Raw genomic sequence first — 26,153 nt, forward strand, 5'->3', positions numbered from 1 at the left:
CAAGGTCCAGTTGATACCGCTGGAGGAAGATCGCCATGGTGTCTAGGCAGGAGCTCTACGAGCTGGTGTGGTCCAGCCCTATGACAACAGTCGCTAAGCAGTTCGAGGTGTCCAGCAGCTATCTGGCCCGGGTCTGTGCCGCATTAAATGTGCCCCGGCCCGGGAGAGGCTATTGGGCCAAGCTGGTCGTTGATGCAGCGCCACCGCGCATTCCATTGCGGGAACCGCACCCTGGCGACCAACTCTCTTGGGAACCTGGCGGCGAGCTCAGTCCTGCTGCAAACCTACGACGCCCGCAGAAATACGAGGGAGATCGTCAATCACGATCACAGGTTCGCACCCATTGGTTGATCACCAGCGCGCGACAACACTTTGACAATAGCCGCCCGATTGAAGACGGCGATTACCTGAAGCCCTACAAGAAGCTCCTGGTCGACATCACGTCATCTAAGGCGTGCCTCGAAAAAGCATTCGGCTTCGCCAGTACCCTATTCAACGCTCTTGAAGCGGCCGGACATCGCGTGATGGTGGCCTCAAATCAGGGCTTGTACCGGATCGAAATCAACGAACACGAGGCGCGGAGTAAGCAACAAAGGCACCGCTATCCGAGCATTTGGACGCCACGAGCACCAACCGTCGTCTACATTGAAGAAGTGGCCATCGGACTTGCCATCATCGAGATGTCCGAAGACGTTCTCATGCGTTACGTTAATGGCAAATACGTTCGAGATGCTGACTACAAGTCCCCCAAAGCCTCGCGGCACTACGTCGACCGCACGTGGACCACTACGCAATCCCTACCGTCCGGCCGACTGCGCCTTGTTGCTTATTGCCCCTCCTGGAGGGTGTCCTGGACAACGGAATGGCAGGAGACGCCGAAATCCCCACTTGAGAGTTCGTTACGCGCCATCCTAAAGACCATCGGAGGATCGGCCGTCACCTTAGCGGAAAAGCTGGCGGAAGCGAAACGCGTGGCGGAGGCGGAGCGCCTTGAGCACTTAGCAGTAATCGAGAGACACGAAAGAGAAGAGGATCGACGTAAGATTGCGGAATCGATCAAAGACAGCCACCAACACCTTGCGCAAATTATTCAGCAGTGGGCCAGCGTTAAGAGCGTCGAGCAATTCCTTCTGGGAGTTGAAGAGAGTGTTGCAAAGCTATCGGACGAGGAAAAGAAGGCCGCGTTCGAACGACTATCGCTCGCCCGACAGCTTCTCGGATCCGTCGACCCGATGCGCTTTTTCCTAAATTGGAAGACCCCCTCGGAGCGCTACCAATCGCGCTATGTCGGCAACGCCGATGACAAATGTTGACCGTCAATCGAGCGACCATTCGAATGAGCGGTCAAACCGCTTACCCTGCGATGACAACTGCTCGCCAGCGCTTCAAATATTGACCATTCACTCCAGCAAGAGCGCTAGGGTACGCGTCAAGAATCTCTAGAAAGGCCCTTACGCCACCTTCCCAATCAGCCATCGGATTTCGAGGCAACACCTTCCAGCCGAGTGCTTCAAGGCTGTAGCGGCTGCGAACCTGGTTCCGAGCCATACTCGTCGTGATCCAGTTGTCCTCAGTCTCGGCTCCTCCCATCGAAACTGGATCGAGATGCTCGACGCTCGCAAAGTGCGTCCAGTATGCCTCATGAGCTTCATCAGATTTGCCGTGCGGATGGGCAGGAAACGTTTCGGGCCAAAGCGCTGAGAGTGCAGTGAGATAGCCGGAGAAAAATAGGAGGTCGCCGGTGTAGCGACAGCGGAAGCCATCAGCTTTGAAGATCTTCAATTTCTGCCGATCGCTGATCGTCCGTCGAGTTCGGGTAGCTTTCAGATGGGGCCAGCGCCGGCGAACTAAGTCCTCACCCGCTTCGGAACCATTCAGAAGAACGCTTTGACCTGCCTCAAGCAACAATCGAGCCAGCGTGTCGTGGGTAGAGCAAGTCATCTTCGGCTTTGATCTCCCCAAGTCGACTCATACGACGCTATGCAATTCTGATCGTGACCGGCTCGTCACGCTCAGGAATGACGGCTTCGACTGCCAATGGTTTTACACTCGGGAGAGTCAGCCTCAGTTCGATCACCCGCACTCCTTCGCCGTGACCAGAGCTTTCCACGAGACCATCAAGCGCTTCTTCGGCCCCCTCGTGGCTCGCAAAACATTCGTCGTCCGTGTTGTACGCGATCCAAACAGTAATGCCGCTCATGCGTGCACCCCTATCTCAGGTTTTGGCGGCGCCGGGCCGTTGGCCGTCGCCGAAGGTAATCTCGACGCCGACGTCGATAAGTCCCAGAACCCCGGTTCCAACTTTTCCCGACATCTTCCATTGCGTTGGCGTCAGAAGATTTGCCAGCATGGACCAAAGCTGAGCGGAGAGGCTTTTCAGCCAGCCCATGATGCTCCCGATCCAACTCAGAGCCTGCGCCGCCGCGGCCTGAGCAGCGGCGGTGAGCGAGCGCATCCGCTGCACCTTGACCTTGATGAGACTGCGCAAACGTCTGAGGACAGAGCGTGCACCTTCGACGTTAGGCAACGCCGCGCTGATAGAGATGCGCAACATAAAGGGACTTCTATCGTGGGCCGGGTCCTCCCAGAATGACTCTCCCTCGTCCGCATTGATGGATTCAACCTGCGCCAGGGCGGCAGAGAGGTACGCCGTCACATCGCTCTCGATGGCTTCAAGGTCAGCTTGCGGATAATCGAGCATGGCCATCACCATCGGCATGGAGAGGTCTCCGTCGTCGCGCAGGCGATCACCTTGCGGCCGACTCAGCACGTCGGTTAGTTCGCGCAACAGCGCCTTAATGTCCTGGGTGAGGGTGCGGGCAGCGTGAAAAGGCGTCATGATCGACCTGTAGGCTAAACCGACCTGAACTTCTCTGTCGGATGTAGCAAGGCCTGCGGCGCTTCGCGACGCGCCGGCGGCATTCTCTTGTTAGCATCGAGAAATCTGCGACGCGCTAGCGTAGCTGGTTTGGCCCGGCATCTATTCGCCTTCCGCGGCCGATGTCTCGGGAATGTAGACTCTTCGCAAAGGAAGTAAGCCCTTATGGCGCGTGTCGAACTTCTCATAGTTTTCAAAAATGAGCTGAACGATCTCTTCGCCATCTATGACACGGAGATTGCTCTTGCTCCTTTCAAATCGCAGAGCTTCCGCTGAAAAGTCTCCGAGCGTAACGAATAGGCCGTACTCGCCGGGGGCAAGTTTGCCAAAGAGCGCTGAGACGTCACGGTCCGAGACTGAGCCGTCACCGCTCTTGACCTGAACCTTAATGATAGGCGGTTCAATGCCGAGGTGGTCTTTGTGGGCGATGATGTCGACGCTGGGCTCATTCGTCCGGGCAAGCCGCGCGTGGTATCCCATGCATTCGAGTAGGTGCGCCACGAATCCTTCGAACGCGGTTCCCTTGAGGTCACGGGCGAGCTGCTTGAGGACGAAGTCCTTCGTCGTCTCTTCGATATCTTCTGCAACCCGCGCCACGGTCAAGTCGTCAGCGGCGGAGACTACGGTCTCCGGTGCCTTGCCATCAACGAGCGCCCGGAATTCATCCGCAAAGTTTCGCACCTGGAACAAGCTGAGCGCAGAGCCAATCTCGTATAGGGCACCCTGGCTAAAATGCGTGCGCGGTGCCGACTTCAGCCACGTTACCTTGCGCCGGTTCGGATACCCGGCCGGCGCCCCAGTGTCATATTCATATTCGCCCTCAACGCGGCCGATATGAACTTGTCTGCTTTGCTTGGCAGGATAGATGACGAGGTCGCCTACCTTCATCTCGTGGACAAAACGGAATGGCTGCCCGGCCGCCTGCGGTACGGCCCCGGGCTTGATGTCGGCATAAGTTGAAATGACCTTCGCCTTGAAGGCTTCTCTGTTTGCTCCGATCGCCGAAAGATTGCCCAGGTCGGCCCAACCGATGGCGACACAGTTGCCGCGAAGAAAGAGCTCATCGGCGTCGCCGGTTCTGCCAGCGTGTATCCCCCAAAACACAGGATCGAGCCTAGACATGTCCGGCCTCTCAATTGTTGCGCTCAGCCGCGCTAGGTTGTCTGTGCTGCCGTTGCTTCCAATATCTCGAGCTTGGGTAGAGACCGGACAAGTTTCATGGTCTCCAAGCTGACGGTGATGACGCGCAAGAACAGCTCTAGAGGATATTTCGGGTTCTTCATGGTCTCGACGGCCCAATCGTTGGCGTCGTTCACGATGCCGCTATCCGCATCTGTCTTTACACCCTGGCGCTCCACCACCCAGTCCAGTGCGGGCTTGCCGTTCACGATGTAATCGTAGGCATCCAGCGGAATCTCGGTGACGGTGATCTTGTCGTTGTAGTGAAGCGTGGTGCGGTCCTTGTCCTTGCCGTAGCGCATTTTCACGACGCTATAATCACCCGGCTTGCCGCCGCCGGCGACTTTGGCGGCGGCATAGATGGGCACGTTCTCATAGTTGATGTGAAGCTCAGCGAGCACGCGGCCGGCCTTGCTGAATGCCCAGAAATCCGCAGCCATCTTCACGCGCGGGATTCGAGGCAGCTCCTTGCCAAGGTTGTCAGCGAAGCGCTCGCGGTAGTCTTCCGAATGCAGGAGGCCATAGACGTAATAGAACAAGTCCTCCTTGCTGATCTTATCGCGGGGATAGGCTTCCGCGAAGTGCGCCAGCCCCTCGTCCGTGATGGCGTCGCGGCGCGAGGGGGTTTTGGCTTTCTCTTCCCCCTCAGCCGCGGCAAACAGGTTGCCCTCCGCATCTGTGCCATCGCCTTCGGCCGCATCGTACAGGTAGAGGGGAAAATATTGCGAGCCCACCATATCGACCGCGTGAAGGCTAGGGACCCTGTTGGTGATCAAAACTGAGTAAGCACTGCGAGACTCAGAGGCAGATACGCCAATGACAATGTTCTCAGCCTTTGCGTCAGGGAAAAAATAGGGCATCTGATACACCATCTCATTGAGACGGCGATTGAAGTACATCCATTGCTTGGTGAACGGACGATACAGCCCGACGACGAGAGCTGATGCGTCAAATTCAAGGGCCTTGTCCTTCACGAGGTCCTGCTTTAGGGCGCGGGTCCAAGCTATCTTGGTTGGATCGGCATCCACAAAATCGTCAACGATCTTGCGGCGTGCGGCGACATCTGGATAGGAGCGGACGAAGCGGCGCCGCTCGCCCGAAAACGCATCGATCAAACCCGAAATGTTCTCCTTGAGTTTAGATTTCGATCCGTTTAGGCACCAGGCATCGCGGTTCGTGACCACACCGAGCGAGAAGTTCTCAAATACCTTAGGCCCTTCACCCTTCTTGTTACCGGCGACGATGTGTGCCGAAAAACTATCGTCGCGCTGCTTGATCCAGTCGCCATGTCTATCTGGAGTGATTGTCTTCCAGAATTCCAGTGGCACTTGACTTAAGCTACGGCGCTCGTTGAGCAAATTGAGCTTCTGTTCGCGGCTGAGGTAGTCATCGACCTCGGCGAAGAAAATTTGGCCCTTCTTCAGGGCGAGAGGATTCTTGACAAGTATAGTGATGCAGATGCTGGCCGCACTTGCGAGACCAAAGATCTGTCCACCTTCGCGCTTTGCTCTCTCACCAGAAGTCTTTTGCCCTCTTAGGCCCTTAAGGTGAAACACGAAAATATTTGCGAACTCGTCTGCCAAACATTTTCTTAGTCCATCGGATGTCCTGGAATCCAAGAATCCTGCGTTCGTTACGAAACCTATCACTCCGCTGTTTCCGATGCGGTCACTGGCCCATCTAATGGCTCGTACGTAGCTGTCATAGAGGCCCTTGGAGAGAACAGCGCTCGATCTTGCGGCGTAGGTCGCAGCGATGCGTTCGTCGAGGTGCGCGTACTCGATGTTTTCGTTGTTGTCGTTCTCACTGCGTTGGCCAACCGAATATGGCGGGTTGCTGATGATGACGCGGATGTCGAGCTTCTTCTGCAGCCTGCGGCGCTTGCTGTTGTCGACAAGAATGGCGTCGATCAAATCCTCCTTCTCGTACATCTGGAACGTGTCCGTGAGACAGATGCCTTCAAACGGCTTGTACACTCCGCCGACGATGTCGTGATAGGCAGCCTCGATGTTGATGGCGGCGATGTAGTAGGCCAGGAGAACGATCTCGTTGGCGTGCAGCTCGTTCGCGTACTTCTTCTTGATCTCGGCGGGACTCATCAGGCCCGATTGCAGCAGGCGCGTGATGAAGGTGCCGGTTCCCGTGAAGGGATCTATGATGTGAACGCCTTCGCTCCCCAGCGTCTGTCCGAATTCGGATTTAAGCACGTCGTTGACGCTGTGGACGATGAAGTCGACGACTTCGACCGGCGTGTACACGATGCCCAGTCGCTCGGTCATCTTCGGGAAGGCATTGCGGAAGAACTTGTCGTAAAGCTCAATGACGATCCGCTGCTTGCCTTGAGCGTTCTCGATGCCTGACGCTCGCATCTTCACGCTGTCGTAGAAGCGCTGGAGCGTGTCGGCTTCCTTGTCGAGGTGATGTTCATGCAAGAGGTCCAGCACGCTCTGCATGGCCTGCGACATGGGATTGTGGCTGGCGAAGCTGTAATCGCTGAACAGGGCCTCGAAGACGGGCTTGGTGATCAGGTGCTGAGCGAGCATTTCGACGATGTCGTCGTCACCGATGCTGGGGTTCAGGTCGTCGCGCAGCTCCTCGGCGAATTTGTCGAAGGCAGCCCGCTCAGCCTTGTTCTTCGGATTCTCAATAATGCCCTGGATGCGGTCGATGTGGGTTTGGGCGATCTTGGCGATGTCGGCGGCCCACTCTTCCCAGTGGAGCCGGTTCCCGCACTTCTGGACGACCTTGGCGTAGATGGCACGTTCCACCTCGCCGATTTCAAACTGCAGCTTGCCCTGTGCGTCTAACCCTACCTTCTTCGGCGCGGGGGTTCCGATGCCGAAGGTATTTTTACCGGCTGCGCCGGCGCTTCCCGACTTGCTCTGCTTGCGCTGAATCTTGTCGGTAACCGCGATGACCTCCATTTTGCTGGTGTCCTTGCCGATCAAGTCGAGCTTGTTGATCATCGCGTCGAAGCGGTCGTCATGAGACCGCAGGGCCTGGAGAACCTGCCAGACGACGCGGTACACTTGGTTGTTGCTCAGTGCTTCATGCGGCTCCATCCCTGCAGGGATGACGACCGGTAGGACAACATAGCCGCGTGTCTTGCCCGGCGCATTCCGCATGACTCGGCCGACCGATTGCACCACGTCGACCTGCGAATTGCGCGGTGTCAGGAACACCACGGCATCAAGCGCGGGAACGTCAACGCCTTCGGACAGGCACCGAACGTTGCTTAGGATTCGGCAGGTGTCTTCGCCGGGATCAGCCTTCAGCCAGGCGAGCTTCGTTTCCTTCTCGCTGGCATTCATGCTGCCATCTACATGCGCGGCTTCGCATTTGAGGCGCATGCTGGGCTCAATCTCGACACCAGCCTCCAGCTCAGCTTTTTGATAGGCTTCCACAACCGATTGGAACATCCCAGCAATGTTCTTGGAGCTGACCTTGTGGGTCTTTGCCCCCTTCTGTACCTCGATCACTTGGCAGAATGCGACGGCGCGGCGCATGGCGGCGGTGTCGCCTTCCAGGGGTGTCAGGTTCTGCTTGGAAAGGGCCTTCCAGCAGCCGATGATCTTGGCGGCGTCGTCAACCTTGATCTGGTTGTTGCCGTCCCTCAGCAGTTCCTGCAGCCGGCGGCTGACATGCTCTTCCTGAACCGCCAGCACGATCACTTTATAATCGACCAGCAGGCCGCGCTGCACCGCGTCGGAGAACGTCAGGACGTGAAGCTCTCTGCCGAAGAGAGATTCATCGTCCATCGAGCATAGCGCGACATTGTCTTTTTCGGCTGTCGCCTTGGCCGCGTCGCCATAGATGCGCGGCGTGGCCGTCATATAGATGCGCTTGTTGCCACGAATAGTCTTTTCATCGTGGACCATGATGAAGGCGCTTTCGTCCTCATCCTCGAAAGTTGCGCCCGTGGTGCGATGCGCCTCGTCGCAGATGATCAGATCGAAATCGGCAAGCTTGTGCTTCTTCTGCGCCTCACTGATCGTCGCAATTGAATGGTAGGTACTGAAGACGACGGACATGCTTTCGTCGTCGTGTCGGGAGGTCATCTCCTTGGCGAAGTTCTTGGCATTGGTCGTGGCGGGATACCGCAACTCGTGCACGAAGGTTTCAACGGTGTCGTCGTTCTTGTTCCGCTTCTTGCCGATGTCGGCGTCGGAGCAGACCGCGAAGCAGTGCAGCGGGACGGCCCCTTCTTGCGACCATTCGGTCAAAGTCTGCGAAAGAAGGTTGAGGCTGGGCACCAGGAACAGAACCCGGCCACCGGCCCCCGCAATCTTCTCCGCAATCTTCAGGCTGGTGAAGGTTTTGCCCGTACCGCATGCCATGATCAGCTTGCCGCGGTCCACGGAGGCTAATCCGTCTACGACAGCTTTCAGTGCCTTGGTCTGGTGCTCGCGCAGCTCCTTCTTGGATTTCAGGACCGGCTTGGATTTTGGCGCGTATTTCGACCAATCAATCCGGCTTTCCTCAAGCGCAGTAAGATCGATCTTGTGCACTGGCGGCTGCTGACCTGTAAGCGCCGCTTCCGCATGATCGCTCCAATGATCAGTCGTGCTTACGATGACGCGTTGAGTGAAGGGCTTCTTGCCGGAGGCAGTGAAGAAGCTATCGATGTCCGCCTTCTGCAGGCGGTATTCGGGGTCGAAGAGCTTGCACTGAATGGCATGGTACTCGCCGGTGCCGTGCGTCTGGGCGACAAGATCGATGCCGGCGTCGCGCCCGTCGTGGCCTTGCGCGTGCGCCCAATCGGCATAGGGCCAAACCACGTCATAGAGATCCCGGTAACGGGGCTCATTCCGCAGGTAGCAGGTGATCAGCTCCTCGAAATACATTCCCTTCTCGCGCTCGGACTTGGCCGAAGCACGGAAATTCTCAAGGAGTGCGCCCAGCGCGCTTTCCATGGCATCCCCCCGTTGCCGCCGGCAACCTAACGATCGGAATAGGCCTCTCGCTATGACCACCCGCTGTAGTCGAGCTCGGTTCAGCACGCAAGATCAACGCCGCCGACGCGATTCCCGGACGCCCGCTGCGAGGGGATGTCGCGCACCGCGGCGTAGATCAATCGTTACGACTGTCAGGGCGTGACGAGAAGGAAATTTAGCAGGGGAGACGGTCCAGGCTTGGACCGCCCCTCTTTTTGACTACGCCGTTGCCATTTCCCGGACCAGGACGTGGGCGCGTTGGACCGTGCTCTTGCTTGTGTTGAACCGGCGGGCGATGGCGCGCTGTGAACCGGTAGCGCGGCCCTCCAGCAGAGCTGCTGCGATAACCGCCGGTAGGCCTCTCGGCCCGTCCTTGACCACCCCAGCAGCTTGGACCACCGGTGGACCGGCCGCCGGCGGCATGGGTGGATCCGTAAATATGTTATCTAGCCAGCATTCCCAACGCGCCCGTAGGCGGCTGATAAGTCGGTCCAACGGACCGGGCACGTGACTAATCATGGGCCGCCCCCGTTGAGAGATGGGAAGAGGCTGGACCAGGTAAGCACCTGAAATAGTTGCGTCGGAAACTTTTGGCTCCGCGCTTGCCGCGATGCCGTGCAAAATTACTCATCGGGATCGATCTCCTTGGAAGAGGATGTCGGTTCAAGAGCCCCGCCGCGGTTCCAGCCGCTGCGGGGCTCGCTTTATTTATGCCTTCTCGCTATTTCACAATTCTTAGTCTGACCTCCACTCCGGCTCGCGACCAGACATCCTTGGCTCCGCCGTTGAGCAACTGAGCAACTGGGCAACTGAGCAACGGCTCGCCTCAGCAAGTGCTACCTCCACACTCATCTCCCCTTCTTGCCCGTGGCATCAAGCGCGACCCTGACAAGCCGTCTGATCGCCTCTGCACGGCTGGGGATGTCTTCCTGCGCGCGGCGCCAGTTATCGATCCCAGCAAGCTCTGCGTCGTGCCAACGTGCACCTACTTGGGTGCCCACCCCCGTGCTCGCAGGTCTTCCGCGCTGTTTTATGGTACCACGATTTGACTTTGTCATGACATCACGGTACCATTATATCAATGGTTGAAGCAAGGCGCTGGCGAGCGTGATGGTGCGAGACCTAGGGTTTTCTATCCACTCGCCGGCCCTCAACAAAATCAAGTTCTGAGCCTGGATAGAAACTTGGTGCGAAACTAGATGCAGAAAATTGGCTACGCGCGGGTATCCACCGCTTCTCAGAACCTTGACCGGCAGATAGCCGCTCTCAGGGCTGCCGGCTGCGAATTGATCTTCCGGGAGAAGGCGAGCGGTAAGGCTACGAGAGGCAGGCCTCAGCTCGAAAAGGCTATCGACGCTCTCGGGACTGGCGACATCCTAGTGGTAGCGGAGTGGGACAGGGCCACGCGGTCGATGTTGGACGGGATCGCGATCATCGAGCGCATCCACGCTCGCGGCTCTTTCGTGCAAGTATTGGACAAGCCGCACCTGGACCTCACCACCCCCTTGGGCCGAGGCCTGATTGCGCTCCTCAGTGCCATGGCCGAGGACGAGCGTCAGCGCATCGTCAAGCGGTCTCGGGATGGCCTGGATGCCGCCAAGGCGCGCGGGGCCAGGTTCGGGCGCAAACCCAAGTTGACCCCTTACCAGCAGGCCGAGGCACTGCGACGGCTCGAGGCCGGCGAGAGCGCCAGGGCCATCGGCAAGTCCTACGGGACCCACCACGCGACGATCTCCCGCCTCCGATAGCACCGACGACGTCGAGCAATTCATCCATGGGGGATGACCCCTGAAATTCATCGCCGGTCGCCGGCAACCTACCGCCGGACCACCCAGAAATAGGTATAGTCATGCGTAACAGGCCCGACCCCACGCGACCCCTACCCAACCCCCGGCACGAGGCCTTCGTTCAGGCGCTCCTCAGGGGGGAGCCCGCGACCCAGGCCTATGCCTCAGCGGGCTACAAGCCCAACAGGGCGAATGCAGCTCGTTTGACGACAAATGACGACATTAAGGCTCGCTCGGCGCATCTCAAGGGCGCCGTGACGGAGCGCGTCGTCGCTGATACGTCGATCACCCTTGCTGATGTCATCAAAGAGCTGGCTATACTCGGCTTCGCAAACATTAAGCACTATGCGACCAAGACGGTGAACGGTCAGGCTTACGTCGATCTGACGAACGCAACCGATGCCCAATGGGCAGCGATCCAGGAGCTGACGAGCGAGACATACACCGAGGGCAAGGGAGAAGACGCCAAGCTCGTTGTGCGCACCAAGATCAAGCTCCACGGCAAGGAACCGTCGCTCGTTCAGATCGGCAAGCACTTAGGCCTTGGCAAGGACAGGGGCCCTGCGCCGTCCGATGCCGTCCTCGTACCGCAGCTCCCCTCTCAGGAACGGCTCGAGGAGATGCGGAAGCGCTTCGACAAGCCAACGCTCCGCACGATTGACGGTGGCAAGCAGGAATAGATGCCGTAGCCTCCCTGCAGCCAAGGGCCCAACAAGGGAGCCGCCACCTCCGCAGGTATACAGAAGCGGTCCTCGGCTTTGACGGCCGGAGTCTGCCGCCTGTCAAATAGATGACGGCGCTTTGTCCCAATAACGGAAGTCGGCCGATCCTTTGTCGGCGCGCCGTAAGCATGGCCGACCAGGTCTGCTCTCGGCAGTGAACCGGCCATCCGATGTCGATCTTCTCCGCGATCTCGGACGCGTTATCGACCTCGATTCCGAGGTAGCGAACGGTGCTCTCGATCTTCAAATGCCCGAGAATGAGTTGAACTGCTCCCGGCTTACCGGTCCGCCGATAGATCAGGACCGCCTTGGTCCGTCGCAAGAGCGGATGCCGAGATTGACCGGATCGAGCCCGATGCTAGCGGCCCTTGATGGGGCCATCGATAGCCTGGACGAGTATTGGCAGCATGCCTAAAGCTACGCGGCCTGACCTAGCTTGATCCAACGCGCGAGGGCTCTCCTGTGAATGCTAGACGCGAGCTCGGACAAAGTCGGCGAGTTTCTGAATGCTCTGGGGTCCATGGTAGGTGATGCGGTGCTGGCTCGTGTCCTTATCGGCCTGCCAGTAGATGACGCCGGCCAAGGCCTTCTCGAATTCGGTGTTCAAACTGTTTGGCGAAAATCGCCATATGGGCCCGCCGCTCATGCCGCCATAGTCGGTGAGCGCGGCGCCGCGCCTTGACTGATCCAGCGTGAAATCACCGATGTCGTATCCCTCGATGTCTCGCCAGTTCGAAGTAGCGCCTTGGCAGATGAGAGCATTCACACCCTTGCGCCTCGTATCGGTACCGGGCGGCGACAGGTCTTCGGTCCACTGGGCGACGACTCCGAATGCTGCTTCTCCGATACCCGAGTCCGGCAGCTCGTGGGCCATTAGGGCGTCGGGCCGCGCAATGTCGAGATTGTAGAAGCTGTGGGAAGCGGCAAGCGTCGCAGCGTCAGGCAGGGGCAGTTGCAGGAAGCCGATATCCGGGGCGCGGTCTTCGGGCGTTTCTGGTTTTTGATGATCGGTGCTGCGGACGTGCGGGGTGGCGAGCTTGAGATCCAGCTTAAACCTTTGAAGGTGATGCGGGCCGAGACCGATGCGAACGATTCCGACCTCTTCCTGTGAAACCGCGTCCACTACATGGGCTGCTGTGAGGATACCCTTCGCGCCGTTGATGGAAACGAGCGTGCCCGTTCCCATAGGCTTTCCATCCAAACCGTCCGGCGCTTTGAAGAAGGCGAGGAACCCGACGCTGTATAGCGCGAGTTGCCGGCTCAGCTCGTCCAGCAACTTGATGGCAGTTGCCTCATCGAGTTGCTGCACCGCTGCTCTCCTTTAAGTCGCTCTATAACGGCGACGATTTCAGGGCCAGATAGCTTTCCTCCTGCAGCAAGGACCGTCTTGCCGACGGCTTCTAGGACAACGTCTGCTCCTCGCGCTAAGCGCTGCGGCTCCGACCGAAGCAGTGGCTGTGCGAATTGTGACATGCGTCGGAGCGGTCTCAGACAGGCGCCTGAGTAGCACGATCTGGCACTCTGGAAAGAAGGTCTTTCAAGTTGGCGTTGAGCTGATACTGCACGTCATGCTCCCTGGTAGACCAGAGCTTTGCAATTTGTGTAACCGCTGTACGGACATCGGTGGGCATTAGGGGCCTTTTGCCGTCCAGGGCAAAGGGTCCATCGGTTTCGGTCAGCAAGCGGTCCCGTGGCATTCGAGCCGCCAGCTGGCGGCCCTTCTCACTGCGTAGCATCGCCGGGCCGACCGAGAACCAGCACCCAAGTGCAATGGCAGCATCCAGTTCGACGCGCGTGCCTGAAAACCAGTGAAGTACAGCAGTTGACCCGCATCGATGCCGATGCAGAGACGAAATGACGGCCTCTGCGGCTCCGCGGCTGTGAATGGTGAAGATGTGCCCGCCTCCGCTTTGCGACGCGGATAGGACACGTTCGAACACCTTGAGCTGGATCTCCGCGTGCGGTCGATGGGCCGGGGAACCATCGAGCCCGATTTCGCCGACGTAACTTGCTTCGCCCAAAAGCGCCTCTAGCAACGGGACTTCGCTTGAGCGCTCATGCGCGAGCTGCGGATGCAATCCCAAGGCCGTGCGAACATATCGCCTGTTTTTTGCCAATGCCGACGTCTTGCGCCACGCCTTGGGTGTTGTCGTGACTGACAAAACGAACACGCCTGCCTTCTCGCACTCTGAAGCAACGGCCTCCGGGTCGTCAAAAAGGTCAAGATGACAGTGAAAGTCGATCAAACTGCAAACCCCTCGCTCGTCAGATAGGCCCGCAACTCGCTCAGCCCGCGCGCAGCTACATCTATATAGGCTTTGCGTTCCACTGCTTCCGTCGGCAGAGGCCCTGCCTTCATCAGCTCTACTTCAAGAGGGCTTCCGCGTATCAGCGCCGCCTGAACCGCAACGAGATCGTCGCGCCCCTCCTCATCGTCCATGACGGCGCGGAGGTCCGGAAATTGATAGTCAGTATCGTCGACAACAGCGGCGGCGTGTAGTGACGCACGGCGGATGAGGCATGGGACGCAGCGTCCACACTGTTGGTTTCGGCGCTTCCACTTTCCGCATGAAACAGTTGAGGATGCGAATGCACGAAAATTGGGATCGTTCGCGTAGGGCAGCGCCATCTCCCCTTTCGTTCGGTGGCGATAAGGATTGACTATCTGTATCGGCACGTGAAGGGCATCGAGCAGCGACTGAATGCTTTCAAGAAAATGTGGATGCGCGGTGCGGGTGCTGTGCGACCCCATCCGGCGAGGTGTTAGTGGCGGGTTCAACGCGATGAGCCCATTCTCGCAGACATAGAGCTCCGCCTTGGGTCCTCCGCGATACGCGGCCACCGCCTCGGCGGCTACAGTCCCAAGCGCCAGGAACTGGAAGCTTCGCGTACGCATGCTGTCATCATCGGCGCCACTCCAGGTCGGATACGTATTCACAGAAACCCGCTGACAATGGGATGGCAGGAGCTGAGCGACCTCATCCTGTTTCTGCGCATCTTTTGCGTAAGCATGGCTAATGAGGAGTGGCCGGTGACTCTTGGCCAAAAGGTCGAGCACTCCGATCGCGCTATCGAGCCCACCAGAGAAGAGTGAAACACAATCAACTTGGGACAGGTCGACAACACGCTGGCGACTCTTGATAAGGCTAACCGGTGGGGGCTGAACTCCATGCCCCGCAAACTCAAACTCCCACGTATCCGAGCTTAGGAACCGCAGCGCCGACTGCAGTTTCGGCTTCAGTGCGTTCCAAGGATCGGGATTTGCGAGAGGCAACACGATTTCGAAATCGCGGCTCCAGCCGCCGCGTGCGTCGGACCTTGGCACGAAGGTGTCGGCTGCTGTGACCGCCATAGCGATCGACATGAAGTCAATGGCAGCAGGGCTTGGTCTCAGCGTCAAACGGGATGCTTCGTCGAGTGCTTGCGCACCCACGCTTGCGGCATGCAAGAAAGGAGGGCTCGGCCCGTAGAGCCAGACGTGGATATTCCCATCCGGCTCCTCGGGGATGCTGTCCCGATTAACGTGAAAGATCAATCGGTTCATTGCAGGGTTTCCCACTCGCGCCAGACCTCATCCATGGCTTGGCGCTCGAGCTTGCGAAACTCTTCGCGGTTGGCGTTTGCTAGTCCTTGCGCCAGGCGGGGCGAGAAGTGCTTGTCGACGACCACGCGGATCAATTCCAGCAGATCGGCTTCGGTTTGCGTGGCGTGCTGCGCATCGGGCGCCTTGTTCCAAGCGTCTCCTGCTGTCGCCGTGATTTCCATGAACAGGATGCGGCTGAAAAACTCTACCATGATCTGAATGAGTGTGTCCGGCGTCAGGAGGGACGGATCGAAGACGCCTGCTTCAGGAAGCACTTCGGTTATCGCTTCTTGGATAGCGGCAGACACCTCGTCGGCGTCTGCACCTTCCGGCGCTAAAGCTCGCGCAATTTCCTGCGCAGCGACGTTGACAGGCTGTCCTTGCAATGTTGAGAGGTCGAGCCCGCCTGGAGCGAGCCCAGAGCCAAATTGCGCAAGATCACGTAGCGTATCGGCGAGCGCCGCACCGGAGCGGTAGGCGGGACCAAAGCGGCGCGGACCAACCGTACTGCCTTGCGTTGCGTCACGTGCGTATTTCCCGAGAGCGGAATTCAGCGCCCCTTTCCCACCTCCTGCAGCCGCACGGCCGAATTCGGTTCGGAAGCCGCGGAAACGCTGCCCCTCCGGTGATGGGAGCGGTTTGCCAGGCTCGTCGTCCACACCTGGCGGAACCAATGGCGATGTGGATTTGGGTCCTTTGCTTGATCCCGAGGTACCCATCTTGTCAGCTCCCGTACCAAGTCTCGTCCTTCAGCATCGTGCGCATCCAGGGTGGATGTTGAGGGACGGTTTGGATGAATCGGGAAAGGATTTTTGCGGCGTCGGGCGACGACCGGGAGAGCAAGACGGCGCCGCGCAGATCGGATCGCGTCTTTGACCAGTCTGGATTCTTGCGCAACTGGGCAACGATCCCCTCCATCACCATGATGTCCTGTCCCGCGGAAAGACCGGCGATGGCGTTCGCTGCGGCGCGCGAGGACAGTGTCGCTGTCCGCAATAGCTCGTCGATGGCATGGGTGACCTGTGGTGGGGTCGCGCTGGAAACAAAGCGGACAGGGACCGTCTCGCGAGCCAGATAGACCGCAGGCCGGAGGTCCACGTCGGCAAGCGTCGGTTCCAGGCGCACCCAATCGGCAACGAACGGCAAATGCTTTTGCCAGGCTTCTGGCAGTTTGCTCTTACCCTCCTCGACTGGCTCGCCCCTCTCGAAGGCGGGTAGGAACTCGATCTTGCCGCCCGGTGAAACACTGATCACCTCGTGCAGGGCTTCGGTGGCAACCGCGTCGGTGCAGCGCTCGAACAGCGCCAGCTTGGCGATGATCGCTTCGTCAAGGGGCATACGCCGCTTCTTGGCGATCGACGCGCGCATGCGGACGACATTCAGAAGCCGTTTGACGATCCGCGGATTGCCCTGCACGCGCGAAGCGTGCGCAAGGAGGGGCGCCATTCGGTTGGCCATCTCAAGGCTCTGACGGAGTGTGTCGTCGCCCTCGCGCCCAACGCTCTTCAATACGTCGTCGATCGTAAACGGCGCGCCATGCTTCCACGACTCGCGCAGCCGCTCGATGAGATAGCTCCGCAGTCTCTCACGAAGCTGTTCATCGGCAATGACATCGCGCGTAAGCAGTAGGAAGAGATAGGCGCGGACCTCCTGAACGCCGATGCGCGGCACTCGGACAGGTATCTGGATCAATTTGTCCAGATAGTCCGTTACCTGCTTCTCGCCCGGATCTTTGAAATGCCGGGCGACGGCATGGCGGATCATGTCCTCATCGGCACCGATTACGAATGCCGTGCTCGGCATAAACAGGAAGAGGCGAACCGCTTCAAGCGTATGAATTGCGTTTTCTGGGAGGCAGCGATCGAGATTGTCGATGAAGACGACGAGCGTCTTACCAAGACCTGCCAGAACCTCGCCAAACTCACTTCGGAAAGCTGCGATCTCTTCGGGTGGGCCTTTTTCAGACACGCTGCCAACCAACCCGGACGCCTTCTCCTTGGCGTCCCCGGCTGCAGCCTTGATCGCTTCGTAATCTTCCTTGTCGGACGTACCCGCGACGACATCGCGAGCTCCCTCGAGGCCTCGGGTGATGAGCCCGAATGTGGGCAGGCCCATCGCGAGCGCACCACCTTCCAATAGGAGGCTGAGCGCCCGAAGCTTGTTGATCCGCCCAAAAAGGGACTTGGCTTTCTCGGCAAGGTCTGGCGGTGAGGCCTTGGTTAGTTCGCTGGCAATGACGGACATCAACGCCGCGCGCGCATCGTCAAAGTCCTGGTAGAGCCACGCGTCGAAGGTGATTACGAGATAGTTTTGCTCATGCTTTCCAAGTTCATTGGCGACGAGGCGGAGGGTGCTGGACTTGCCGACTCCCCAGCTCCCGAACACACCCAAAGATAGCGGCAGCAAATCCTTGCGCGCGATCATGTCGGCGATCAACTCGGCCACCTCGGAGTAGTTGAGAAAATCTAGGTCTGTATCCGTATCGGCCCACATGGAAAATCCTTTGAATGCACCCGGCGCGCCGTGCAATTGTAAGAAGATGGATTTGCGCATTTGCAGTCGCAAGGCACAAGCGGAAAGCCAACGCTTCGGCTCGCGCTTGGCTTTTCAACAACTTATATTTGTTGAGCGCGGTCATCCGTTCTCAGCCATGTCTTGAGTTTGTGGGGCGGATGACCCCGACCCCTTTTGGGGCGTGCAGACGTGGCTGCCGCCAGCATGATAGGCCTACACTGAGTGGGCCGCGACTTCTGCATACCCAGCCCCTCGTCGGTGCGGCGCCGAACCTCTCAACTCAATGGCCGCTCATCGCACATGACAGGAATAATTGAATGACGAAAGCAACCTTTAAGGAGAATACGCTTTTTCGTGGCTGGAAGGCGCACAGCGCAATGAACGCATGCGTAGGCAACAACGGCGGTCCATACGATCTCTATGACTACGCGCAAGGATATTTCGAGGCCACGCGGCTTCTGCTTCAGGAGGCACAAAAGCCAGGCATCATCATTGACGTTGTGGTCTATCCGATCTGTCTGACTTATCGCCACGCAATGGAGTTGTTCATCAAGTATCTCATCTCTGATCTTGCCAAGCTAAACAATGCCAAGAAGAGCTACCGACCCAATCACGGACTCAAAGAAAACTGGGAGTTAGCGCTCAAGCTCATCGCAGAAGCTAAGCTCAAGGCCAGCGACCGAGAACTGGCCGCGATCGGCGAAGTGGTCGAAGCGATGGCAGAAGTCGATCCGAAGGGAGAGATTTTTCGCTATCCCGAGAGCATCAAAGGGGATCAGCATCTGAAGGATTGGAGCCTCATCAATCTGGTTGTCCTGGAACGGTCAGCGGCAAAGACCTTCGAGATAGCACACACTCTCCACCACCGGCTCGAGACGCGCCTTGGCAGGTAAGACCCTCCGCATCCAACTGTGCGGCGTTCGAGATTTTTGCGCGTCCGCTCCCACCAGTGGCGGTCAAGTTCACTGGATCTACTCACCCGGCGCCGGTTGCTACTGGGCCGATTTAGGGGGAACAGCGGCCCTGTTCCCAACATGTCGATGCACAGGTCCACCCATCCGACAAATGTCGCCTTTCTCGGCAAAGCAGACGGCGCGACTGAGCGCGCTGGTAGCGTCCGTGTTAGCCGCGCCAAGTCGGCTTCTGTATAGATGCCGACGTAGCCACATTTGACCGCACTGGCCAAGCAAACGAAAGCGCCGCGGCGGTCACCTCGGGGTTTGCTGTTCGGCAGTAGACGGTGCACCTGGCGGATACCAACAAGGCGGCACCCAGGGAATTGGGAACACAGTGTTAGCTTCCACCCCACCAACCGTCTCCCAGCGAAGCGTTCGCTGCTCCGTTCGCCGAGAGATCACCATCCTCCTGGGGGACCAGTGACGCGATAGCCACGATCCACCAGGGTGAAGTGTGACTAGGCCGGCCGATCCTGCTGGCGTCAATCTTCCCCTGGATGCAATCTCGCTCTCCCCGGGCGATCACGATTACCGTGGCACTGAACCTGTCCGACATATATGCGAGCATGTATTGCGGACGTTTTTAATGCCATCTGCTGCTGCCTTCTTACGACGGAAATACGTTCTCTCGGAGATGCCTAAGTCCAGCCAGGGCTTCAGCTTCGCCAGCGACGGCGGTCTACCGAGACGCGCTTTGGCGCGCGCTTTGCGCTTGCGTTCCCGATCTCGCGCTTTGTTGTCGGCCGTCATTTGCCGGCGGGTCACGCCCGCGGCACGGAACGTTTTGATCCCGACCCGTTCGCGTTCGGCCTTCGTAAGCCGCAGTAATTCTCCCATCTCGGCCGCCCGCCACATGCGCGGGCTCTCAGCCGTGTCGGTGACGATGTCACGCTGCTCGTCGGCATGCAGCATTACGCACCAACGCTGTATCCAGTCGGCCGCTGCCCAAGGCTCTGTAACGCTTGCAATGGCCGTTGCGAGTGCACGGGCCTCCTCCGCGGACGGCGGGCTATGTCTATGGCGATAGCGGGTAAGATCTTCAATCTCGCGAGCTCGGCGCGAACGAAAGTTGAAGCGGCGACGTGCAAGCCTAGTGGGCGTATCGACGTACCCGAGAGTGGCGCCGCCGAGCATCACGGGACGCGCCGTTTCGGGTGTTAAAACGCTCGCCCGGGCTACGGGGAGCCATCCAGAACGGTCCTCGCAAACGCGGCCAAAGGATACGCGTACTTCCATCAATCAAACCCTCGACAATTGAGGACGAGGGCTTGTGCGTTTCGCTTGAATTGGCTATAAAACGCTTGTTCACACCACGCCCTTTTTACTGGTCCAATAGCGCTTCTAGCGGGAACTAAAGGCGCTACCGATTGAATTACACGCCCGTCTGCGGGCTCCGCCGGAGGCGGGTTCTTTTATTAGATTGCCGGGGAAGAGCTTCTGGTTTGAGCTTAAGCAGCCTGTGAAACCTGTCCGGTTCGCCCGCGGCCTTCATGCCAATTGGGCATCGCTTTCCAGCTACTTCGACGCGACGAAGATAGACGAAAATGGGCGTTGACGCGTCGCGGCAAACCAACCCGAATTGTGTCTAAACTTGTCGTTACAATTGCGCGTCTGTTCCGATGATGATCACGTCATCGCGCGCCAATATTTGCTGGGCTAATTTGAGTCGGGCGCCGGATGGGACGCGTGGCCAAACGCCCTCTTTGGCGGGTCGTTTGATTCTGATTTTCGCGATGCCGCTTTGGTTGCTGCGCGAACAACAAATAGCCGGCAGGTGGCGCCATGCTGGAATGGAGCGCCTAGCCGTTCCGCGCATCCATGCAGTCCTCGGGCGAGCAGTGTGGGGGATACCCCTGGACGAACGCATCGAGCCTTCATTCTGGTCCCCATCCGTCGATGTCGCTCGGCCATTCTATGAGGAAAAAGCAGTTATCCGCGCGTAGAACGGTGCACACGCGAAGCTACTCTTCGCTGGGGGAAGCATTTCCTCGGGATGCCCCGAGCCCTACAGACGGAGGTTCAGCCGCGATGCTTTTGCGGCCTCGTAGACCTCAGCCCTTGAGCGCCGAAGTTATCGTCCTTGACCCGTTGTTCGGCTTCGGCACGGATGCTTCTGAATATATACAACCATCACTCAAAACCATTGTTGGCGGGAGATTACGCAAACAAGTGGTAGCCCGGCGTCTGGATAATTTCGCCCGTAGCCTCGATTTTTTCGCTCGGAATCGAGAGACAGCTGCAGCGCGATTTGGGAGGCTGATCTAATCGAAACCTGATCAGTAGCAAAAGAGCGCAGCATGCCTCGCTATAGCGGTCGCGCCCCGGGTCACGTGCGGAACGCGTTTCAAGATGCCATTGACGCGTTCTTTGAATGGAACTCGGGAGAAGCGGAACCAAGAGTCGAATTTGCAGACCGCGAAATCAAGATCTCCGCGGTTTGCAGCTTAGTCTGGAACTGCACGGACATCCTACCCATGCACTGCCGAAATACGTTGGGCTATTGCGACATCGAACCGCGAGCTCGTACCTACGCTGCAGCTGCGCGGGCTTTAAAACTTCGCGTCAAGGAGGAACTCGAGCTCGACGACATCTCCAAGCCTGTACCCATACATGGGGGGACAACTTCCTCTGGATGCCCACACGGCGACGGATAGGGCGTATTCGAGGCTGACGCGATTGAGAAACTTGCAGCATCGAAAGACGAGCCGCAGCAAAGCCAGTGACCCGCCACGATAAGACTAGCGCCGTCCTGCCTGCCAGCATGCCATTACTGTTGTGCTCGCGGGTTCAAGCCGCGGCGCTGCTGAACATTGGCCCCTCGTCCTTTGACAAGCTCCGCAAGCAAAACAGGCTCTTGCGGCCGGTGATGATCGGGTCGCGAACGCTGTGGCCCTACCGAAATTTGGTGGCCTTCGTTGATGATCTGATCGATGCTGGCGACGGCGCTGACGATCCATGGTCGGGCGCCGCGGCATGAGTAGCGCGATGGTCAAAGTCGAATACCCCTACGTTCAGGTGTTTCGCGACCGGCACGGCAGGACACGCCTCTACTATCGCCGCGCGAGCGAGAACCGCGTGTCACTGCGCGGACCACTCGGTAGCGCGGATTTCGAGCAGGACTATAGGGCGGCGCTTTCGGCCAGCGCAGCAGGGCAACTCGCGCAGCCGACGCCAGCGAACCCCCGCACCTATAAGTGGCTGTGCCTGAAGTATCTCAAGAGCGCTGACTTCCTGCGGCTCGATCCAGGCACCCAGCGCACTCGCGAGCTGATCATCGAGCACACATGGGCCGAGCCAATTGCGCCCGGATCGGCCGTGCTCATCGGCGACTGTCCCCTCAACCGCTTCAGCCCGAAAATCGTGCGGGTCCTGCGCGATAGGAAGATGAAATTTCCGCATGCCGCGAACGGTCGCGTGAAGAACGTCCGCCGGATCTTCAAGTGGGCCATGGAGAATGAGCATATCGAGGCGAACCCCGCGCGCGATGTGCAGTACCTCAAGACGAGCGGCAGCGGCTATCACACGTGGACGGACGATGAGATTGCGCAGTTTGAGAACCACTGGCCCGTGGGCTCAAAGGCTCGGCTCGCGTTCGCGCTGCTCCGATATCTCGGCGTTCGTCGCTCAGATGTTGTCGCCATCGGCCGGCAACACGTTCGCGGTGGCTGGCTGCGCTTCACGACAAAGAAGTGCAAGACCCCACTAGAGTTGCCGATGCCCTCGGCGCTTCAAACCGTAATCGAATCGAGCGAGACGGGCGACTTGACGTATCTGCTCACTGAGTACGGCAAGAGCTTCGCGGACGCCGGCTTCGGCAATTGGTTCCGCGAGCGATGTGACGCCGCGGGCTTGCCGCACTGCTCAGCGCACGGGCTCCGCAAGGCTGCCGCGACGGCGCTCGCTGATGCTGGGGCCACCGCGCATCAACTCATGGCGTGGTTCGGCTGGAAGTCGCTGAAGGAGGCTGAGCGGTACACGCGCATGGCCGATCAGAAGCGGCTAGCTGCGAGCGTCGTCACGCTCATAGAAAAATGCCGCTCAGGCGAGTAGGGAGGCCCACATGGACCCGCTTGAACTGGTGCTGATGGTCGGCACGATCGGCGCGATATTCGCGGCGATCTTCTACTTCATGTTTCGCGCCCTGCGGAATGCCCGCCATCTCTGGGTCGGCACACCATTGCATGAGCGCGAGTGGTGGGTGGTCGTGCTCGTTGCCGTCATGGTGCTGATCGGAGCGGCAGCGGGGCACAGCCCCGGCGTCGGGGGGAAAATCTTCAGGAGCGCGCCGCACACGACGTCGGACTGAAAGGAATATAGTTTGAGCAGCGGGGTGCCGCTCACCGTCTCCGAGCGCTCAAAGTCGATTGCGGTGCTACCCACTTCTCGACCTTTGCCAGCGTCTCAGGGGGAAACATTTCCGAATGAAGGTTCCCTTCCTTATCAATCCACGAACAACGCAAATGGCCGGTGTCGTCCGCGATCGCGTCCACGTCCATCTTCGGACCGCCAGAGTTCTTGCGTACCACATCGCCAATTTGCGGAATCATCGAGGTCTCCTAGCGGTCTCACCTTGACAGCCGAGACTGCTGTGATTCGCATCGTCTGGAAAGCGCGGGACCGCGTCATTTCACAGAACTCGTTGCCGCTAGAGTCGCGAGGGGATCTCGACACCGCGAGGCCGAAGCGCGAACGAAATTGTCAAACCTTGACGGCCCGGCGCTGTCAAACCTGCGCCAAGCCCTTGATTTAAAGCGGTGATTTTATGGGATGGCGCCCCGTAGGGGACTCGAACCCCTGTTCCCAACGTGAGAGGCTGGTGTCCTAGGCCACTAGACGAACGGGACAGCGCTGGAGCGAACCTATATGGGAGGCGGGGCCTCCCGATCAAGCCGTTTCTTTCGTCGCCTCGCCGTTGTAGCGGCCGTTAATTGGGCGCTGCGCGCGTAATACCGACAGATGCGACAGGCTGCCCCGTCGCCAGATCGATCACCGCGACACCTTCCGCGCCCGATGCCTCATAGTGAACGGCTAGGCGGTCGCCCGACAGAGAGATGGATTTGACCTGCGCCCCGGCCGGCAGTTGCAGACCCGCTGCGGGTGCCAGCGTCATAGACGACGACGCCGGTTGCGCCGGCTTGGCGGACGCGAGATAGATGATGCGCCCGACCGCGGTGGCCAGCCCGGCAAAGATCAGCACCCCCAGCGCGACCACGACGATCTTGAGGTTGCGCTGCAGGCGCGCCTCGGCGGCGGTCTGGCCGGTCGCATCCGCCGCGGGCCGCGCATCCACCGTTTGCGTCCCCTGCATCAATCGCTCCTCGTCGAGTTCGCACACAATGGTTGGCGCCGTGAGCCCACAACGCGCAAGCACGATCGAGCTGGTGGCGACGGAGGCCGATGCCGGCGTTCGTCTCGACAAGCTGCTCGCGCAGCGCATCGACACCCTGAGCCGCGCCCGCATCCAGGCGCTGATCCGCGCCGGCAACGTGGCCGGGGCCGGCGGCGCGACCATAGGAGATGGGTCATACCGGGTCAAACCGGGCGAGGCCTTTGCCGTCAACGTGCCGGAGCCGGAGCCGGCGGAGCCCGTGGGCGAGGCCATCGCCCTCGACGTGGTCTACGAGGACGACGACCTGATCGTCATCGACAAGCCGGCGCAGCTCGTCGTGCACCCGGCGCCGGGGCACGAGAGCGGCACACTCGTCAACGCGCTGATTGCCCATTGCGGGGAAAGCCTGTCCGGCATCGGCGGGGTGAAGCGCCCTGGCATCGTGCACCGCCTCGACAAGGGAACGTCGGGACTGCTCGTCGTCGCAAAGAATGACGCGGCGCATCGCGGCTTGAGCGAGCAGTTCGCCGCCCACGGCACCGACGGACGGATGCAGCGCGCTTATCTGGCGCTCGTGTGGGGCAAGCCATTGCGGCCGCGCGGCATGATCGATGCGCGGCTCGCCCGCAGCCAATCGAACCGGACGAAGATAGCGGTGACGCGCGGCGCGGGCGGCCGCCATGCGGTGACGCACTACGAGGTGCTCGGCACGTTCGATACCGCCGCGGGTCCGGTATCGCTGCTGCGGTTGGAGCTTGAAACCGGCCGCACGCACCAAATCCGCGTGCACCTCGCCCACGTCGCGCATCCCGTCCTCGGCGACGCCACCTACGCCAGCGGCTTCAAGGCCAAGGCGGCGAAGCTCGACGAGCCGGCGCGCGCGGCGCTCGCGGCGCTCGATAGGCAAGCGCTGCATGCCGCCGAGCTCGGCTTCGAGCACCCGATCACGGGCAAATCACTTCGGTTTGAACGCCCCTTGCCAGCCGACATGCAGGCGCTGCTCGAGGCGTTGCAGGGGGATTAGCGGCAAATCCTCTACGCCCGGACAAGCCGCCGTTAGTGCCTTTCGGCATTTGTCCGAATAGCCAAAAGACACGTTAGTGGGCCACCGGCTAATCCGTGGATGCGTCCTGGTGCAAGATCGGGGTGAGACGGTCCACGGGCCACAACGCAGCGTTGCGATTGCGGCATAGGTAACTTGCAACATTGTACCTGTTCCCCGCGTATAGTGGGGTTGAGAGCGTCGCATCGACGGAACCCGCCGGGTGACGCGTTAGGAATGGGGGCCAAAGGTACAAATGCCCCGGCGCGGCTAGCCGCGTATCATTAGTGAGGGACCGTCCAGCGGCACAGGGCGGCTAAGAGATCATGGCGACAAAACTTCCGACTATCGCGCAAGGCTCGTTGGGCCTCTCCCGCTATCTCGAGGAGATCCGCAAGTTTCCGATGCTCGAGCCGGGCGAGGAGTTCATGCTGGCCAAAAGCTGGCAGCAGCACTCCGATCAGGCAGCGGCGGAGAAGCTCGTGACGTCGCATTTGCGTCTCGTCGCGCGCATCGCCATGGGCTATCGCGGTTATGGGCTGCCGATCGGCGAGGTCATCTCCGAAGGCAACGTCGGCCTGATGCAGGCGGTGAAGCGCTTCGATCCGGACAAGGGATTCCGCCTGGCCACGTATGCCATGTGGTGGATCCGCGCCTCGATCCAAGAGTACATCCTGCGCTCCTGGAGCCTCGTGAAGATGGGCACCACGGCGGCGCAGAAGAAGCTGTTCTTCAACCTGCGGCGCGCCAAGAGCCAGCTGCAGGCGCTGGACGACGGCGATCTGCGTCCCGATCAGGTAAAGACGATCGCCCGCAAGTTCGGCGTCACCGAAAACGACGTCATCTCGATGAACCGGCGGCTGGGCGGCGACGCCTCGCTGAATGCGCCGGTGCGCGCCGACTCCGAAGCCGGCGAATGGCAGGATTGGCTGGCCGACGATCAGCCCACGCAGGAGGACACCCTCGGCGAGGCGCAGGAGCTCGACCAGCGCAAGAACTACCTGTCGAATGCGCTTTCCTCGCTCAACGATCGCGAGCGGCGCATCTTCGAGGCGCGGCGCCTGGCCGATCAGCCGGCGACGCTGGAGGATCTGTCGAGCGAGTTCGGCGTGTCGCGCGAGCGCATCCGCCAGATCGAGGTCCGCGCCTTCGAGAAGGTGCAGCGCGCGGTACAGTCGGCGGCCCAAGCCGACGACGCCGGCCGTCTCAACTGATCGCAAAGTCTATCG

At 59.6% G+C, this 26,153-nt stretch carries 22 protein-coding genes and 1 tRNA gene; 9 read left to right on the plus strand and 14 right to left on the minus strand.

Features of this window, described 5'->3' with window-relative positions; all coding sequences use genetic code 11:
- The first annotated feature begins 35 nt into the window (after positions 1–35).
- A complete protein-coding gene (locus GIW81_RS06135; protein ID WP_154738407.1) occupies positions 36–1,313 on the plus strand; it encodes a hypothetical protein in 1,278 nt (425 codons plus the stop codon).
- A 40-nt stretch (positions 1,314–1,353) separates the two neighbouring features.
- Here GIW81_RS06135 and GIW81_RS06140 read toward each other — a convergent pair whose 3' ends face one another.
- The 5 genes from GIW81_RS06140 to GIW81_RS06160 form a co-directional block, all read right to left on the minus strand.
- Positions 1,354–1,941, minus strand: coding sequence for a hypothetical protein (locus GIW81_RS06140; RefSeq protein ID WP_154738408.1), 588 nt, complete (start codon positions 1,939–1,941; stop codon positions 1,354–1,356).
- Between the two features lie 37 nt (positions 1,942–1,978).
- A complete protein-coding gene (locus tag GIW81_RS06145; protein ID WP_154738409.1) occupies positions 1,979–2,200 on the minus strand; it encodes a hypothetical protein in 222 nt (73 codons plus the stop codon).
- 15 nt (positions 2,201–2,215) lie between these two features.
- Positions 2,216–2,839, minus strand: a complete 624-nt coding sequence (locus GIW81_RS06150) for a hypothetical protein (RefSeq protein ID WP_154738410.1) — start codon at positions 2,837–2,839, stop codon at positions 2,216–2,218.
- 141 nt (positions 2,840–2,980) lie between these two features.
- Positions 2,981–4,000 (minus strand): restriction endonuclease, encoded by a 1,020-nt coding sequence (locus tag GIW81_RS06155; protein ID WP_154738411.1) that lies wholly within the window; start codon positions 3,998–4,000, stop codon positions 2,981–2,983.
- A gap of 32 nt (positions 4,001–4,032) precedes the next feature.
- Positions 4,033–8,970 (minus strand): DEAD/DEAH box helicase, encoded by a 4,938-nt coding sequence (locus GIW81_RS06160; RefSeq protein WP_154738412.1) that lies wholly within the window; start codon positions 8,968–8,970, stop codon positions 4,033–4,035.
- A gap of 1,220 nt (positions 8,971–10,190) precedes the next feature.
- Here GIW81_RS06160 and GIW81_RS06165 point away from each other — a divergent pair.
- Entirely contained in the window at positions 10,191–10,739 is a 549-nt protein-coding gene (locus GIW81_RS06165; RefSeq protein WP_154738413.1) for a recombinase family protein, read from the plus strand.
- A gap of 101 nt (positions 10,740–10,840) precedes the next feature.
- On the plus strand, positions 10,841–11,458 hold the full coding sequence (locus GIW81_RS06170; RefSeq protein WP_154738414.1) for a terminase small subunit: 618 nt from the start codon (positions 10,841–10,843) through the stop codon (positions 11,456–11,458).
- Positions 11,459–11,969: 511 nt separating this feature from the next.
- On the opposite strand, the gene GIW81_RS06175 is transcribed toward GIW81_RS06170, so the two are convergent.
- The 5 genes from GIW81_RS06175 to GIW81_RS06195 form a co-directional block, all read right to left on the minus strand.
- A complete protein-coding gene (locus GIW81_RS06175) occupies positions 11,970–12,809 on the minus strand; it encodes a hypothetical protein (protein WP_154738415.1) in 840 nt (279 codons plus the stop codon).
- A gap of 178 nt (positions 12,810–12,987) precedes the next feature.
- Positions 12,988–13,746 carry a Qat anti-phage system TatD family nuclease QatD gene (qatD, locus tag GIW81_RS06180; RefSeq protein ID WP_154738416.1) on the minus strand — a complete coding sequence of 253 codons (759 nt, stop codon included), beginning with the start codon at positions 13,744–13,746 and terminating at the stop codon, positions 12,988–12,990.
- Positions 13,743–15,044, minus strand: coding sequence for a Qat anti-phage system QueC-like protein QatC (qatC, locus tag GIW81_RS06185; RefSeq protein WP_154738417.1), 1,302 nt, complete (start codon positions 15,042–15,044; stop codon positions 13,743–13,745). Before qatC ends, qatD begins: the two co-directional genes overlap by 4 nt.
- On the minus strand, positions 15,041–15,802 hold the full coding sequence (locus tag GIW81_RS06190; protein ID WP_154738418.1) for a hypothetical protein: 762 nt from the start codon (positions 15,800–15,802) through the stop codon (positions 15,041–15,043). The genes qatC and GIW81_RS06190 overlap by 4 nt, the downstream gene beginning before the upstream one ends.
- 4 nt (positions 15,803–15,806) lie before the next feature.
- Positions 15,807–17,636, minus strand: a complete 1,830-nt coding sequence (locus tag GIW81_RS06195) for a KAP family P-loop NTPase fold protein (RefSeq protein WP_229309090.1) — start codon at positions 17,634–17,636, stop codon at positions 15,807–15,809.
- 278 nt (positions 17,637–17,914) lie between these two features.
- Here GIW81_RS06195 and GIW81_RS06200 point away from each other — a divergent pair, with 278 nt between their 5' ends.
- On the plus strand, positions 17,915–18,490 hold the full coding sequence (locus tag GIW81_RS06200; RefSeq protein WP_154738419.1) for a hypothetical protein: 576 nt from the start codon (positions 17,915–17,917) through the stop codon (positions 18,488–18,490).
- Positions 18,491–19,081: 591 nt separating this feature from the next.
- Here the strand turns inward: GIW81_RS06200 and GIW81_RS06205 are convergent.
- Positions 19,082–19,465, minus strand: coding sequence for a hypothetical protein (locus tag GIW81_RS06205; RefSeq protein ID WP_154738420.1), 384 nt, complete (start codon positions 19,463–19,465; stop codon positions 19,082–19,084).
- A gap of 1,385 nt (positions 19,466–20,850) precedes the next feature.
- Here GIW81_RS06205 and GIW81_RS19455 point away from each other — a divergent pair.
- From GIW81_RS19455 to GIW81_RS06215, 3 genes are all read left to right on the plus strand, one after another.
- Positions 20,851–21,207: a BRA0787 family protein gene (locus GIW81_RS19455; RefSeq protein WP_456077608.1), complete on the plus strand. Its 357-nt coding sequence runs from the start codon at positions 20,851–20,853 to the stop codon at positions 21,205–21,207.
- A 331-nt stretch (positions 21,208–21,538) separates the two neighbouring features.
- A complete protein-coding gene (locus GIW81_RS06210) occupies positions 21,539–22,603 on the plus strand; it encodes a tyrosine-type recombinase/integrase (RefSeq protein ID WP_154738421.1) in 1,065 nt (354 codons plus the stop codon).
- A 10-nt stretch (positions 22,604–22,613) separates the two neighbouring features.
- Complete coding sequence (locus tag GIW81_RS06215) at positions 22,614–22,859, plus strand: hypothetical protein (RefSeq protein WP_154738422.1); 246 nt, start codon at positions 22,614–22,616, stop codon at positions 22,857–22,859.
- 31 nt (positions 22,860–22,890) lie between these two features.
- On the opposite strand, the gene GIW81_RS06220 is transcribed toward GIW81_RS06215, so the two are convergent.
- The 3 genes from GIW81_RS06220 to GIW81_RS06230 all read right to left on the minus strand — a co-directional run bounded on the left by GIW81_RS06220 (position 22,891) and on the right by GIW81_RS06230 (position 23,861).
- The gene (locus GIW81_RS06220; RefSeq protein WP_154738423.1) at positions 22,891–23,100 is read right to left on the minus strand and encodes a YodC family protein; all 210 of its coding nucleotides are present in this window, start codon (positions 23,098–23,100) and stop codon (positions 22,891–22,893) included.
- A gap of 221 nt (positions 23,101–23,321) precedes the next feature.
- A tRNA-Glu gene (locus GIW81_RS06225) sits at positions 23,322–23,397 on the minus strand.
- Between the two features lie 80 nt (positions 23,398–23,477).
- The gene (locus tag GIW81_RS06230) at positions 23,478–23,861 is read right to left on the minus strand and encodes a hypothetical protein (protein ID WP_210251910.1); all 384 of its coding nucleotides are present in this window, start codon (positions 23,859–23,861) and stop codon (positions 23,478–23,480) included.
- Positions 23,862–23,889: 28 nt separating this feature from the next.
- Between GIW81_RS06230 and GIW81_RS06235 the strand changes: the two genes are divergently transcribed.
- Positions 23,890–24,906 carry an RluA family pseudouridine synthase gene (locus GIW81_RS06235; RefSeq protein ID WP_154738425.1) on the plus strand — a complete coding sequence of 339 codons (1,017 nt, stop codon included), beginning with the start codon at positions 23,890–23,892 and terminating at the stop codon, positions 24,904–24,906.
- A 341-nt stretch (positions 24,907–25,247) separates the two neighbouring features.
- On the plus strand, positions 25,248–26,138 hold the full coding sequence (gene rpoH / locus GIW81_RS06240) for an RNA polymerase sigma factor RpoH (protein ID WP_407658192.1): 891 nt from the start codon (positions 25,248–25,250) through the stop codon (positions 26,136–26,138).
- Positions 26,139–26,153: the final 15 nt, after the last annotated feature.

Origin of the sequence: Hyphomicrobium album, assembly GCF_009708035.1 — a bacterium.
In the GTDB taxonomy this organism is placed as follows: Bacteria; Pseudomonadota; Alphaproteobacteria; order Rhizobiales; family Hyphomicrobiaceae; genus Hyphomicrobium_A; species Hyphomicrobium_A album.

Excerpts from the sequence above, each read along its gene's own strand:
- GIW81_RS06135 (WP_154738407.1), top strand. The coding sequence starts at position 36 with ATGGTGTCTAGGCAGGAGCTCTACGAGCTGGTGTGGTCCAGCCCTATG.
- GIW81_RS06140 (WP_154738408.1), bottom strand. The coding sequence starts at position 1,941 with ATGACTTGCTCTACCCACGACACGCTGGCTCGATTGTTGCTTGAGGCA.
- GIW81_RS06145 (WP_154738409.1), bottom strand. The coding sequence starts at position 2,200 with ATGAGCGGCATTACTGTTTGGATCGCGTACAACACGGACGACGAATGT.
- GIW81_RS06150 (WP_154738410.1), bottom strand. The coding sequence starts at position 2,839 with ATGACGCCTTTTCACGCTGCCCGCACCCTCACCCAGGACATTAAGGCG.
- GIW81_RS06155 (WP_154738411.1), bottom strand. The coding sequence starts at position 4,000 with ATGTCTAGGCTCGATCCTGTGTTTTGGGGGATACACGCTGGCAGAACC.
- GIW81_RS06160 (WP_154738412.1), bottom strand. The coding sequence starts at position 8,970 with ATGGAAAGCGCGCTGGGCGCACTCCTTGAGAATTTCCGTGCTTCGGCC.
- GIW81_RS06165 (WP_154738413.1), top strand. The coding sequence starts at position 10,191 with ATGCAGAAAATTGGCTACGCGCGGGTATCCACCGCTTCTCAGAACCTT.
- GIW81_RS06170 (WP_154738414.1), top strand. The coding sequence starts at position 10,841 with ATGCGTAACAGGCCCGACCCCACGCGACCCCTACCCAACCCCCGGCAC.
- qatC (WP_154738417.1), bottom strand. The coding sequence starts at position 15,044 with ATGAACCGATTGATCTTTCACGTTAATCGGGACAGCATCCCCGAGGAG.
- GIW81_RS06190 (WP_154738418.1), bottom strand. The coding sequence starts at position 15,802 with ATGGGTACCTCGGGATCAAGCAAAGGACCCAAATCCACATCGCCATTG.
- GIW81_RS06195 (WP_229309090.1), bottom strand. The coding sequence starts at position 17,636 with ATGCGCAAATCCATCTTCTTACAATTGCACGGCGCGCCGGGTGCATTC.
- GIW81_RS06200 (WP_154738419.1), top strand. The coding sequence starts at position 17,915 with ATGACGAAAGCAACCTTTAAGGAGAATACGCTTTTTCGTGGCTGGAAG.
- GIW81_RS06205 (WP_154738420.1), bottom strand. The coding sequence starts at position 19,465 with ATGCTGCATGCCGACGAGCAGCGTGACATCGTCACCGACACGGCTGAG.
- GIW81_RS19455 (WP_456077608.1), top strand. The coding sequence starts at position 20,851 with ATGCCTCGCTATAGCGGTCGCGCCCCGGGTCACGTGCGGAACGCGTTT.
- GIW81_RS06210 (WP_154738421.1), top strand. The coding sequence starts at position 21,539 with ATGGTCAAAGTCGAATACCCCTACGTTCAGGTGTTTCGCGACCGGCAC.
- GIW81_RS06215 (WP_154738422.1), top strand. The coding sequence starts at position 22,614 with ATGGACCCGCTTGAACTGGTGCTGATGGTCGGCACGATCGGCGCGATA.
- GIW81_RS06220 (WP_154738423.1), bottom strand. The coding sequence starts at position 23,100 with ATGATTCCGCAAATTGGCGATGTGGTACGCAAGAACTCTGGCGGTCCG.
- GIW81_RS06230 (WP_210251910.1), bottom strand. The coding sequence starts at position 23,861 with ATGCAGGGGACGCAAACGGTGGATGCGCGGCCCGCGGCGGATGCGACC.
- GIW81_RS06235 (WP_154738425.1), top strand. The coding sequence starts at position 23,890 with ATGGTTGGCGCCGTGAGCCCACAACGCGCAAGCACGATCGAGCTGGTG.